The following is a 12,503-nucleotide window of genomic DNA, read 5'->3' as shown; positions in this document are numbered from 1 at the left end:
ATTTTAAAAAGCTATTCCAAATTGAAAACTTGCGGTAAAAGTTGTTGGGTGATCATTGCCAAAACGAACAGGAAATGGTATGGCTACAAAATAACTGCAGTTATTGTTTTTCATGATAGTTTTGTTAAAAACAGCTGTTATTCCGTATCTGCCATTAGATTCAAATGCTGCTCTTCCTGCAAAAGTATATCCTTTTCCTAAAGCGACTAAAACTCCCGGGTGAAATAATAAGTTGGTTACTTTGCTTGTTCCCTGATCGTCTTTGATATTTGGGACAACTTCAAAGGAGAACCCGATTTTTTCGTTTTTCCAGATGTTGATTCCTGTGGGAAAACCTACGGCATAATAATCTCTGAAGTTTACTGTAGTTTCCTCTTTACTGATCGAAACTATCGGATGCAGTATGCCAAAATAGCCTGTGATTTTTGGGTAAACAGTTTGCGAAAAACCGGCAATACTTGATAATAATAAGGTAATAAAAAGAGTGGGCTTAAGTGACATAGTTTTGGATTTGATAATAAAAGCAAAGCTATGAACAGGAATAGTGCTATAAATAGAATCCTATTTACCTTTTGTATCTGGATTACTTTTTTGTATTCTTTTTCGATAAGAAGACGGGTTTTTCCCTGTGTGCAATTTGAAAATTCGGGTAAAATGGCTTTGATCTGAAAAACCGGTCATATAAGCTATTTCGGTTAATGTGTAGGATGAATTTTCGATAAGATTAATTGCTTTTTCAATTCGAAGTTTTCTAACATAATCTCCAAAATTCAAGTCTTCAAAATACTTAGAAAACTCTCTGGATAAATAAGACGGATTCAAATTCAAATCATTTGAGATTTGTTTTAAATCAAAGGTGAATTGTGTGTCAATTTGATCCTGAATGATTTCTTTTAAGTCTTTAACCCAGGAAGGAGTTTTGCTTGAATGTTTTTTGTCTTTTAGGAATTTATTGTAAACTTCATGCAGTAAGTTTTCAAAAGGACTATTTTGTAAATGCTTTTGTTGGTACAAGTGAGTAGCCCAGCTGTATAATGCGTCATAAACAATCATGCCTGTTTCCAGTAATTTATAATCGTCTGTGATGTTGTATGAAAGTCCCGCTGAAATTGCCCAAAGTCCCGCCGATTCTTTTGCAATGTCATGTCTGTCAGTGTCAGCTCCTCGCACAATTTCGGCTATAATTGAAATAGCAGGATCGTTAATTTGATACTTTTTGATAATATAATCAAAGGTGCTTTCTTGGTTATAGTGTGTGAATTCTACGTTTGGAATGTCAAACGGAATTGCATTTAATTCTTTTGCCTTGCTTAAAACAATATTGAAGGGGACATAAATGAACTCGGCTTCAGTATCGACAAATTTTTTAATCAGCCAAGGGCATGCAATTCTATCTATTTTTGGTCTTTCTCTGGTAATCCATTTCATTCCAAATAATATTAAAGGAAAATTAATTTTTAAATGTGAAGCTAAGCTACATTTATTTTAGGATTAAAAAGCTAAGATACGGCATAAAAAAAACTCCTTAATTGCTTAAGGAGTTTTTTGGTGGGCGATGAGGGGTTCGAACCCCCGACCCCCTCGGTGTAAACGAGGTGCTCTGAACCAGCTGAGCTAATCGCCCTATTTTACTAGGTTGCTGTCGTTTGTGATTGCGAGTGCAAATATACAATGCTTTTTCGAGTTTGCAAGCAAAAAACGAAAAAAATTATAAAATTTCTGCAACTACAAAGGTACTTCCTCCCACATATATGAAATCGTTGGAATTAGCTGATTCTTTTGATTTTTTATAAGCTTCTGGAACAGAGTGTAGTATTGCTCCTTTTAAGCCGAATTGTGCTGCTTTTTCTTTTAATGCCAATGCTTCGAGTCCTCGTGGAATATTTGGTTTGCAAAAATAATAAATTGCATTTTTAGGGAACAAAGGCAAAACTTCGTCTAAATCTTTGTCGTTTACAACTCCTAAAACAATATGCAATTGCTCAAATTTTTCTTTTTTAATTTGGTTTAGTACAATCTCTAATCCGTTTTTGTTGTGTGCGGTGTCACAGATGATTTTAGGGGAGCTGCCTAATTGTTGCCATCTTCCCAAAAGTCCGGTGTTTTTCACTACATTTAATAAGCCTGATTCAATGTTATTTTGATTAATAGAAAAATCAGTTTTAGTATTTAAAATTTGGATGGTTTGTAAAACCGTTTTTTTATTGTGTATTTGATAATCGCCAATTAAATCCGAGGGAAGGTTTTCTGAAATCAAATCGGAGGCGAAGTAGATTTCGGAATTGGTTTCTTTTGCTTTCGCTTCGAAAACAGGTTTTGTTTCGTCGGTGTATTCTCCAATTACAACCGGAATTTCAGTTTTGATAATTCCGGCTTTTTCAAAAGCAATTGCTTCTAAGGTGTTTCCAAGAAACTGAAGGTGATCTAATCCAATATTTGTTATCACCGATACTAAGGGAGTGATGATATTAGTAGCATCGAGTCTTCCGCCCATTCCGACTTCAATAATAGCAATATCGACTTCTTCTTTGGCGAAATAAGCAAAGGCCAATCCAACGCTCATTTCGAAAAAACTAATGTCATTGGCTTCAAAAAAAGATTTGTTTGAATTGATAAAATCACAAACAAAATCTTCAGTAATTTCGAAACCGTTTATTTTAATGCGCTCTCTGTAATCTTTTAAATGAGGCGAGGTATAAAGTCCCACTTTGTAACCCGCTTCCTGAAGTATGGAAGCCAGCATATGAGAAGTAGAACCTTTTCCGTTTGTCCCGGCAACATGAATACATTTTAACTTGGTATGCGGATTATTGAGGTGATTTATCAGTAAATGCGTATTGGTTAAATCTTTTTTGTAAGCAGAAGCTCCTTGCAATTGGTACATCGGAAGTTGATTGAACATCCAGGCTGTAGTTTCTTGATAATTCATTTTTATTGTAAAATTCTTCAATATTATTCTCCCAGTTTGAAATTCACTGTGATGAATCCTATTTGAGTTTCGGGAGCATTTGAATCGGGTTGCCATTTGTATTTTCTGGCTGTAGCCAATGCAGGTTCTATTAAACAAGGATTGGTGTTGGTAGTACCTTTGGTATATTTGGCGGCAATAACATTCCCGTTTCTATTTACCGTGATTTGAACTACAACAGTACCAAATTCGTTACATTTTTGAACTTCTTTTCCTCGGCTACTAATTTTTCTTCCATTTAATCCCCAGCCACTTCCTGTCCCTGTTCCGCTTCCAGAACCGTAATAAGTATTAGCATAAGGATTTCCGTTTAAGCTTCCTTTGTCTCCAGCCTGATTGTCATTGCCTTCGCCGCCTTTGGCTGTTCCAGTAGATTTCGGGCCATTAATTAAACTAGACAAAGCATCAGTTGTGCTTTTGGAAGGTTTCGGATTTTCTTTGGGTTTTTGTTTTACTTCCTCTTTAGCTACTTCTTTTGTAGGTTTGATTTTTTTAGCTTCTTTCATTACAACAGCTTCTTCAATGTCTTGTGATAAAACATCGTCGTTGCTTGCTGCAGCTTGTTTTGCAGCTGTGGCTTTTGGTGCCGATTGAATGGCCTCAGTAGGTTGAATGTCTCCGTTTCCAAATTCGGTTGTACCAAAATTAATAGCAATTCCGTTTTCAGGTGGAGGATCTAAAGAAGTAAGTCCTAGATATAAGAACAAAACAAATAGTATCACAAAAATGATAGATGTGATAATAAATGATTTTTTTTCTTCTTCTGTTTCTAAATATTTCATGTAGAATAAATCTGTTTTTTGAAATTTAGTGCCAATTATTTAGGTCTTACGGCTAAAACCACTTTGATTTGGTTTCTGTTAGCAATGTCTAAAACGTTAACTGCTTTTTCAATTGGAACACCTTCTTCTGCTCTTAGAATAATAGCTTTGTTTCCATCAGCGGTAACTAGTGATAGTAATTTTGATTCCAATTCGGCTTCTAAAACAGGCTCTTTATCAATAAAAAACTCTAATTTTTTATTGATACTTACAGCAATATTTTTGTTGCTGTCTGTTTTTCCTTTTGCTTTTGGTAAAACTAAATCTAGTGCGTTAGTAGTTACCATAGTTGAGGTTAGCATGAAAAATATCAACAACAGAAAGACTATGTCTGTCATGGATGACATATTAAATTCAGCACTAACTTTATTTCGTCCTCTTAAATTCATAATTATGCGGGATCATTTAATAAGTCTAAAAAGTCAACGGCATTGGCTTCCATTTGGTGCACAACTTTATCGGTTTTTACTACTAAGTGGTTGTAGCCCACATAAGCAATAATCCCAATTACTAATCCAACAACGGTAGTTGTCATAGCAGTATAAATTCCTTCAGAAAGCGCGCCTACTTCAATTTGACCACCAGCAGTAGCCATTTTGTGGAAAGCCTGAATCATTCCTACAACAGTTCCTAAGAAACCAGTCATTGGACCAGCTCCCGAAATAGTAGCAAGCATACTTACATTTTTTTCTAATTTATTTATTTCTAGTTTTCCAGCATTCTCAATAGCAGTATTGATGTCGCTTAGTGGTTTTCCAATTCTGGAAATTCCTTTTTCTATTAATCGAGCTGCTGGCGATGAGGAATGTGCACAAGCTATTTTAGCATTGTCAATACGTCCGTTTTTGATATTATCTTTAACCAGACTCATGAAATTTGAGTCAATTTTTGATGCTGCATTAATGGCCATCAAACGTTCAAAATAAAGGTATAAGGCAACAAAAAGCATTAAAAATAATGCGACCATTATTGCTTGTCCTGCTAATCCTCCACTAGTTAGGAGTTCGATAATTGATAAGGTTTTTTCAACTGGAACCGCTTCGGCTAAATTTTCACCTGCAACAGATAAGGTATCTGCTTGTAACAATATACTCATAAATTTTTTCTTTGTTATTGAAACGCTAAGATATTATAAAAATTGCGATTCTATTGGATAAAATTCGAAACAAAAATAATGCCTCTTTTGTGTTTTAAGGATAGAGGCAGCCTGAACTATGGTCTTTTTTTGCTCCAGTTACTGAACTCAGTACGTTAATTTCATCTCTTAATTTTAATACGCCAAGTAAAGCAAAAATTAAGGCTTCTTTGAATTCCAGAATTTTGTTTTCGGGAATGATGAGTTTCATTTCGGGTAAATAATATTGGATTCTGAAAATCAGAAAATCATTGTAAGCACCGCCGCCAGTAATTAATAAATTTCCTTTTTTTGTTGGCAAAGCCAATGCCGTTTGCAAAGCAATATGTTCAGTAAAAGTGTGTAATTTATCTTCGATGCTAATCTCAAATTTTTCAATAAGTGGCAATACGGATTCTTTTACAAATTCGAATCCTAAGGATTTCGGGTGTTTTTTTTGATAAAAATCGAAAGCGTTTAATTCGTTTAATAATTCAATACTGATTTTTCCGGTTTTCGAAATTTGGCCTTTATCGTCATAATTTAATCCTAGTTGATTGGCATAAAAATTCAAAACGGTGTTTACTGGCGAAATATCAAAAGCAATTCGCTGATTGTTTTCTTCGAAAGAAACATTTGAAAAACCGCCCAGATTCATGCAATAATCGTATTCGCTAAATAAAATTCGGTCACCAATAGGAACCAAAGGAGCGCCTTGTCCGCCAAGTTGAACATCCTGAACTCTAAAGTCGCAGACTATTTTTTGTTGGGTCAAAGTCGCAATTTCTGGAAGATTCCCTATTTGAAGTGTGAATCCGTTTTGAGGTTGGTGTAAAATGGTGTGACCATGAGAACAAACGGCGTCCAAATTGATTATTTGGTGTTTTTCGATAAAATCTACTATTATTTTCGAAAGAAGCTGGGTGTAATTTCGATTTAAAATTTCGAGATTTTCTTTCGAAAAATCTACTGCTGATTTTAATTGGTTCACCCAATCAGTGCTATAAGGAACGGTTTCGCTTTCCAGAATTTTAAAAGTCCATTGGTTTTGTTTTATTTCGAATTGAATGTGAGCCAAATCAACTCCGTCAAGTGAAGTTCCTGACATAACGCCAATTACGTTGTAAAATTCTTTTTTCATATATTGGAAATGAGAAACGATTAAAATATTAAAAGAGAAGTTGCTTTTTTTAAATAAAAGTAAGTAAATTTAGAAAACACAAAAGCAATAAGCGAAGATTGTGTGTGGAATTTTGAAATATTTTTTGCGTTCCAAATGCCTTTTTCATTTGTATTTGAGGACTTAATTTATAAAAAGCATTATTATGGATTTCAATTTGACCGAAGAACAAAAAATGATTCAGCAAGCTGCTAGAGATTTTGCACAAAACGAATTGTTGCCGGGAGTTATAGAGCGGGATGAGTTTTCTAAATTTCCAACGGAACAAGTTAGAAAAATGGCCGAATTGGGTTTTCTGGGAATGATGGTCGATCCTAAATATGGAGGTTCGGGGATGGACAATGTTTCTTACGTTTTGGTGCTTAGCGAAATTGCAAAAGTCGATGCTTCATCAGCGGTGATTATGTCGGTGAACAATTCTTTGGTTTGTGCCGGCATGGAAAAATATTGTAATGAAGAACAAAAACAAAAATATTTAGTTCCACTTGCCAAAGGCGAAATTATTGGTGCTTTTTGTCTTTCAGAACCCAATGCAGGTTCTGATGCTACTTCGCAAAAAACTACAGCCATCGATATGGGAGATTATTATTTGCTAAATGGAACAAAAAATTGGATAACAAATGGTTCTACAGCTTCGACGTATATTGTAATGGCGCAAACCGATGCTGAAAAAGGACATAAGGGAATTAATGCTTTTATTGTCGAAAAAGACTGGGCTGGTTTTGAGATTGGTCCTAAAGAAAAAAAAATGGGGATTCGTGGTTCAGATACGCATTCATTACTATTTACCAATGTAAAAATCCCAAAGGAAAATAGGATAGGAGAAGATGGATTTGGGTTCAATTTTGCGATGACGGTTTTAAATGGCGGTCGAATAGGAATTGCTTCTCAGGCCTTAGGAATTGCAACTGGTGCTTATGAATTGGCACTAAAATATTCCCATGTCCGGGAATCTTTTGGAAAAGAAATTTTCAAACATCAGGCCATTGCTTTTAAGTTAGTGGATATGGCAACCCAAATTATGGCTGCTAAATTGCTGTGTTTAAAAGCGGCTTTTGAGAAAGATGCGGGAATGGATATTACCCAATCGGGTGCGATGGCTAAGTTGTTTGCTTCACAAACTGCAATGGATGTAACGATTGAAGCCGTTCAAATTCACGGTGGAAATGGCTATGTAGCCGAATATCATGTGGAGCGTATGATGCGAGATGCTAAAATTACCCAGATTTATGAAGGAACATCAGAGATTCAAAAAATAGTGATTTCAAGAACTTTGTAGTTGTAAAAATAAGCCCAATATTGTTTTGGGCAAGCCAATGACTATTTTGTAGCTTTTGTTTATTTTTGTGGCATGAAGAATATTATTATCACAGGGACAAGTAGAGGAATCGGATTTGAATTGGCTTTGAAGTTTGCCAATGCAGGACATCAGGTTTTGGCCATTTCGAGAAAAACATCTCAAGAGTTAATCGTTCATGAAAATATCAGTTGTCTTTCGGTTGATTTGTCGAACGAATCAGATTTAGAAAAAGTAGAAAATTTTCTTGCTGAAACATGGAAACAGGTCGATGCTGTGATTCATAATGCGGGAAGTTTAATTTGTAAACCTTTTGAAACCTTAACCCAAACAGATTTTGAAAATGTGTATAAGGTGAATGTTTTTGCTGTTGCAAATTTGACTCGTATTTGCATTCCGTTTTTACAAAAAGGAAGTCATGTAGTTACCATCAGTTCGATGGGAGGCGTTCAGGGCAGTTTGAAATTTGCCGGTCTTGCCGCTTACAGTTCCAGTAAAGGAGCTGTAATTACGCTTTCGGAATTATTAGCCGAAGAATACAAAGAACGTGGCATTGCGTTTAATGTTTTGGCTCTTGGTGCAGTTCAGACAGAAATGTTGCAGGAAGCTTTTCCGGGTTATCAGGCACCAATTTCGGCAGAAGGCATGGCAACCTATATTTTTGATTTTACATTGAACGGAAATAAATATTTCAACGGAAAAGTATTGCAGGTTTCAACTACTAATCCGTAAAATTTAAACCTCAAATTTTAAATTCCAAATCCCAATTGAGCGATACCTTAGCAAAATATCTTCCTGATCACGCAGTCAAACCTGTTTTTGAGTTGATTGTGGAGCATGGGGTGCATTTAAAAATCGTTAACGAGCGTGCGACTCGTCATGGTGATTATCGAAAAGCCATGAACGGAAAACACGAAATTACCGTAAACGGAAGTTTGAATAAATACCGCTTTTTAATTACGCTCATTCACGAAATTGCACATTTAGTAGCTTTCGAAAAATTTGGTCGCAACATCAAACCGCATGGCAACGAGTGGAAATATGTTTTTCAGCAATTGATGGTGCCTTATATTCGTCCAGAGATTTTTCCTAATCAATTGTTACCATTATTAGCCAGGCATTTTAGAAATCCTAGTGCCAGTAGCGATACCGATACTACTTTATCACTTGCTTTGAAACAATTTGACAAGCAAAACGATAAAAATTATGTTTTTGAAATTCCCTATGGTAGTGTTTTTAGAATTAAAAATGGTAAGATTTTTAAGAAAATAGCTGTTCGTACCAAGCGTTATGAATGTCTGGAAATTAGTTCCGGACGCTTGTATTTATTTAATCCTAACGCTGAGGTTGAATTGATGCCGCAGTATGTCAATAGTTGAAATTTTTCTTTACATCCTTTCTTTTATTGCTAATAATATTTAGTTTTTATTTTTTCTATCAGAAAAAACTTGTTTTTTTGTTTTAGATATAATAAAAAAGTATATTTTTGAATCTATAGATTAACTAAATTATTAAGTATTAAAAAAATGTAATGAGAAAAATTATTTTTTTACCAATTCTAATTTTTTTATTAGGCTGTTCAAATAACGACGATGAAAATAATGAATTTATTGTAGGAAAGTGGAAAGTAGTGAAGAGGTATGATTCAGGTATTGAGACGGATTTAAGTTCATGTGATCCATTTTATATTTATGATTTTGGTGCTGATTTTTCAGTTGAAACCTATGTAGTAAATAAAAATGAAGTTCCGCAAAATGTGTTATGTGGAGTTTATTTTTCTGGGATGTTTTCTTGGGTTAAAATTGATGAAAACACCTATCAAGAGATTCGTACTTCTGATCCTTCAGATGTTAATCATACTTATACAAGAGATGGTAAATTTTTAATTATTAATTATCCTGATAATCGTAGTGCTGTTTTAAAAAGAGATTAATTGCAAAGTTTTTTTAGTGCTTTTAATTGATTAATAGAATGAATCTATTGTTTGAAAAAAAAATCCAAATTCCAATTAAAATAAACTTGGAATTTGGGATTTTGATTATTTGGAATTTAAAAGAGTTATTCTTTCAAATGTGCTTCTCTTACTTTTTTGAACAGATTAGAAGAATATACAAAAGCTACTACAGCTTCATTATCGGTTCTGAAAATTTCTTCTTTAGTACCTTCCCAGGCTTTTACACCGTTTTTTAAGAATAGGATTTTCTCACCTATTTCCATCACTGAGTTCATATCGTGTGTATTGATTACTGTTGTGATATTGTATTCTTCGGTGATTTCTTTGATGAGGTTATCAATCAATATTGAGGTGTTAGGGTCTAATCCGGAGTTAGGCTCATCACAAAACAGGTATTTTGGGTTGTTCACGATAGCACGGGCAATAGCCACACGTTTTTGCATTCCTCCTGAAATTTCAGAAGGTAATTTTTTATGAGCGTCAATTAGATTCACTCTTTTTAAAACAAAATCTACCCTGTCTTCAATTTTTGCTTTGTCGTCTTTGGTAAACATTTTCAATGGGAAAGCCACATTTTCGGCAACGGTCATCGAATCGAATAAGGCACTTCCTTGAAAAACCATTCCAATTTCGGTACGTAATTCTCTTTTTTCATCGGGATCTAATTCAGAATAAATACGACCATCGAAAGAAATCGTTCCTACTTCGGGTTGGTGAATTCCAAGTAAACTTTTTAACAATACTGTTTTTCCGGAACCACTTTGTCCAATGATAAGATTGGTTTTTCCGGTTTCGAAAATAGTGCTGACTCCTTTAAGAATTTTACTGTCTCCAAATGATTTCTCTATGTTTTTTACTTCTATCATGATCCTAGTAACAACTGAGTTAGTATATAATTGAAAAGTATGATGGAAACCGATGTCCAAACAAAGGATACTGTACTTGCTTTACCTACTTCCAATGCGCCACCTTTCATATAATAACCGTGAAAAGATGGAATTGTAGCTAATAACATGGCAAAAATGATGGTTTTAATAAAAGCATAAGTAATATGAAATGGGATAAATTCCATCTGAGCTCCATTGATAAATTCGGCACTTGAGGTAAAGCCACCATAAACGCCGGCTATCCAGCCTCCTAGGATTCCTAAAAACATACTAATTCCAATAACAAATGGATACAATAATAAGGCGATGATTTTAGGAAAAACTAAGTAGTTTAATGAATTAACTCCCATTACTTCCAGAGCGTCAATTTGTTCAGTAACACGCATGGTTCCGATACTTGAGGTAATGAATGAACCCATTTTTCCGGCCATAATTACTGAAATAAAGGTTGGCGCAAATTCCAAAATCACCGATTGGCGGGTTGCAAAACCAATAAGGTATTTTGGGATTAATGGATTGGTTAAATTCAAAGCGGTCTGAATAGAAACTACTCCACCCACAAAGAATGAAATGAAGGCAACAATACCTAGTGAGCCAATGATTAAATCGTCTATTTCTTTAAATATGAGATTGCGCATCACAGACCATTTGGTTTGTTTGTTAAAAATCTCTTTGAGCATTAGGAAATATCTTCCTATTTGCGATAAATATCGAATGAGCATCATAGTTTTTTGAATATGGGCTAATTTACAAAATTAGTTATGAGTTATGGATTTTCATTAGAAAAGCTTCTCTTTCATCTTTTTCAAGCGATAATTACGAATGAATTTAGCTTGTTCAGCAGTTACCATCAATGGTTTTTTTTCTGATTTTGCTTTGAGAAATCCCTGGATGTAATCAAAAAACAACAAAGGTTTCTTTTTCATAAAAGACAACTTAGCTGAAGCAATTGAAGTAATCCAAAATCCGTAACCCAGAGTATAAAAAGCTTCCCCCTGTTTGTAACGAGCTGTTTTATTGTAATTGGCTCCCGTTGGTTTTAGGTGTTTTACTTTCAAAGAAGCATCGGTAACGACTTTCCAATTGTAGAATTTACAAAGTAATTCATCAACAGTATCCCAACCCATTTGTGGTCTTAAACCGCCAATTTGTTTGAAAGTTTCTTTTCTGTAGGCTTTAAGCGCACCACGGATGTGATCTTTGTCAGTTAAGTTTTCCAGAACCCATTCGTCGTTTTTTTCGATATAACAAAATCCTCCCACCATTCCAATTGTTGGGTCAGAGTTAAAGTGTTTTGTTATAGTTTCGAAATAATTGTTTGGAAAAATTAAGTCGGCATCCAATTTTACAATTACATCATAATTCTCATCTAAGGTTTCAAATCCTTTTTGAAAAGCCTGAATTACTTTGCTTCCCGGCAAATGAATGGCACTCGATTTTTTTTCTACCAATGTGATAAACGGATTGTCTTTGGCGAAAGCCTGAACAATTTCGGCAGTGCTGTCGGTAGAATTATCATTTACGATAATCACTTTTTTAGGTAAAAGTGTTTGCGAAACTAAAGATTCTAAGGTCAAAGAAATAAATTCTTCTTCGTTATGAGCAGGAATAACTATGTAGTAGTTCATTTAAAAAATTTTAGATTTTAGATCTCAGATTTTAGATTTGTTTTGGTGTCATCTAAAAATCAGAAATCAAAAATCGTTAATCAACAATCTTAAATCTTAACTTTTTCAGCAAATACAATATAATATCTTGGTGTGAAATAACGTAATAAAGGTCTGAAGCCTAATTTCTTTACAGGGTGGGTAAATTTTTCTCTTGCTGTAATTTTCCAGCCAGTTTTTTCCAATAGCCAGTCCAATTGCCAATCTTCAAATTCGTGGTAATGTCTGTCCCACATGTCGGTTTTGCTTCTGTAAGCTGGCGAAAACCAAAGGCGCAACGGAATTGAAATTAACAATTTGTCGCATTTTACATTTTCTAAAACCGTATAAGGATTCAATAAATGTTCGAAAATTTCGAAAGCAGTAAAGACAGTATAAGATTCGGTTTGTAAAGCCGTTTGGTCTTTGTCTAAATCTTCTCCTGTGGTGTTTTTTACCTGATATCCATTTTCTTCCATGATTTTAGAAAAAGGATTTGGAACTCCTAAGTCAAAAATAGTTTCAGAAGTTGAAATGTGTTTTTTTAAAAAATCTAAGGTGTGTTTGAATCTTTTATTAGGAAACGTTTTTTCGTACATAGTTATTGGGAAGAACGAAGCAATCTCTCGTTCAGTA

General features: G+C 34.5%; 15 protein-coding genes and 1 tRNA gene. 4 read left to right on the top strand and 12 right to left on the bottom strand.

Annotated features, from left to right (window positions below; genetic code table 11):
• Positions 1–3 precede the first annotated feature (3 nt).
• The 8 genes from FDM27_RS15340 to FDM27_RS15305 all read right to left on the bottom strand — a co-directional run bounded on the left by FDM27_RS15340 (position 4) and on the right by FDM27_RS15305 (position 6,044).
• The gene (locus FDM27_RS15340) at positions 4–501 is read right to left on the bottom strand and encodes a hypothetical protein (RefSeq protein ID WP_071183888.1); all 498 of its coding nucleotides are present in this window, start codon (positions 499–501) and stop codon (positions 4–6) included.
• A 60-nt stretch (positions 502–561) separates the two neighbouring features.
• Positions 562–1,428 (bottom strand): chromate resistance protein ChrB domain-containing protein, encoded by an 867-nt coding sequence (locus FDM27_RS15335; RefSeq protein WP_071183887.1) that lies wholly within the window; start codon positions 1,426–1,428, stop codon positions 562–564.
• Positions 1,429–1,546: 118 nt separating this feature from the next.
• A tRNA-Val gene (locus FDM27_RS15330) sits at positions 1,547–1,624 on the bottom strand.
• Between the two features lie 84 nt (positions 1,625–1,708).
• Positions 1,709–2,929 (bottom strand): bifunctional folylpolyglutamate synthase/dihydrofolate synthase, encoded by a 1,221-nt coding sequence (locus FDM27_RS15325; protein WP_140487786.1) that lies wholly within the window; start codon positions 2,927–2,929, stop codon positions 1,709–1,711.
• 23 nt (positions 2,930–2,952) lie between these two features.
• Positions 2,953–3,750 (bottom strand): energy transducer TonB, encoded by a 798-nt coding sequence (locus tag FDM27_RS15320; RefSeq protein ID WP_140487784.1) that lies wholly within the window; start codon positions 3,748–3,750, stop codon positions 2,953–2,955.
• 35 nt (positions 3,751–3,785) lie between these two features.
• Complete coding sequence (locus tag FDM27_RS15315; RefSeq protein ID WP_140487782.1) at positions 3,786–4,178, bottom strand: ExbD/TolR family protein; 393 nt, start codon at positions 4,176–4,178, stop codon at positions 3,786–3,788.
• Between the two features lie 2 nt (positions 4,179–4,180).
• Positions 4,181–4,885 (bottom strand): MotA/TolQ/ExbB proton channel family protein, encoded by a 705-nt coding sequence (locus FDM27_RS15310; RefSeq protein ID WP_140487779.1) that lies wholly within the window; start codon positions 4,883–4,885, stop codon positions 4,181–4,183.
• Positions 4,886–4,979: 94 nt separating this feature from the next.
• Positions 4,980–6,044, bottom strand: a complete 1,065-nt coding sequence (locus tag FDM27_RS15305; protein ID WP_140487777.1) for an anhydro-N-acetylmuramic acid kinase — start codon at positions 6,042–6,044, stop codon at positions 4,980–4,982.
• Positions 6,045–6,228: 184 nt separating this feature from the next.
• On the opposite strand from FDM27_RS15305, the gene FDM27_RS15300 reads away from it, so the two are divergent.
• From FDM27_RS15300 to FDM27_RS15285, 4 genes are all read left to right on the top strand, one after another.
• Positions 6,229–7,362, top strand: coding sequence for an acyl-CoA dehydrogenase family protein (locus tag FDM27_RS15300; RefSeq protein ID WP_140487775.1), 1,134 nt, complete (start codon positions 6,229–6,231; stop codon positions 7,360–7,362).
• 72 nt (positions 7,363–7,434) lie between these two features.
• Entirely contained in the window at positions 7,435–8,112 is a 678-nt protein-coding gene (locus FDM27_RS15295; protein ID WP_140487773.1) for an SDR family NAD(P)-dependent oxidoreductase, read from the top strand.
• A 35-nt stretch (positions 8,113–8,147) separates the two neighbouring features.
• Complete coding sequence (locus FDM27_RS15290; RefSeq protein ID WP_140487770.1) at positions 8,148–8,759, top strand: SprT-like domain-containing protein; 612 nt, start codon at positions 8,148–8,150, stop codon at positions 8,757–8,759.
• A 152-nt stretch (positions 8,760–8,911) separates the two neighbouring features.
• A complete protein-coding gene (locus FDM27_RS15285) occupies positions 8,912–9,313 on the top strand; it encodes a hypothetical protein (protein WP_140487768.1) in 402 nt (133 codons plus the stop codon).
• A 125-nt stretch (positions 9,314–9,438) separates the two neighbouring features.
• Here FDM27_RS15285 and FDM27_RS15280 read toward each other — a convergent pair whose 3' ends face one another.
• From FDM27_RS15280 to FDM27_RS15265, 4 genes are all read right to left on the bottom strand, one after another.
• On the bottom strand, positions 9,439–10,200 hold the full coding sequence (locus FDM27_RS15280; RefSeq protein WP_140487766.1) for an ABC transporter ATP-binding protein: 762 nt from the start codon (positions 10,198–10,200) through the stop codon (positions 9,439–9,441).
• Positions 10,197–10,946 carry an MlaE family ABC transporter permease gene (locus FDM27_RS15275; protein WP_071183878.1) on the bottom strand — a complete coding sequence of 250 codons (750 nt, stop codon included), beginning with the start codon at positions 10,944–10,946 and terminating at the stop codon, positions 10,197–10,199. The genes FDM27_RS15280 and FDM27_RS15275 overlap by 4 nt, the downstream gene beginning before the upstream one ends.
• Before the next feature lie 54 nt (positions 10,947–11,000).
• Positions 11,001–11,849, bottom strand: coding sequence for a glycosyltransferase (locus FDM27_RS15270; RefSeq protein ID WP_140487764.1), 849 nt, complete (start codon positions 11,847–11,849; stop codon positions 11,001–11,003).
• Positions 11,850–11,938: 89 nt separating this feature from the next.
• Complete coding sequence (locus tag FDM27_RS15265; RefSeq protein WP_071183876.1) at positions 11,939–12,466, bottom strand: methyltransferase; 528 nt, start codon at positions 12,464–12,466, stop codon at positions 11,939–11,941.
• Positions 12,467–12,503: the final 37 nt, after the last annotated feature.

It is taken from the genome of Flavobacterium sp. GSA192, from assembly GCF_006386525.1.
GTDB classification, from domain to species: domain Bacteria; phylum Bacteroidota; class Bacteroidia; order Flavobacteriales; family Flavobacteriaceae; genus Flavobacterium; species Flavobacterium commune.
The sequence above is the reverse complement of the archived record's forward strand: the minus strand, read 5'-3'. Positions and strand labels throughout refer to the sequence as shown.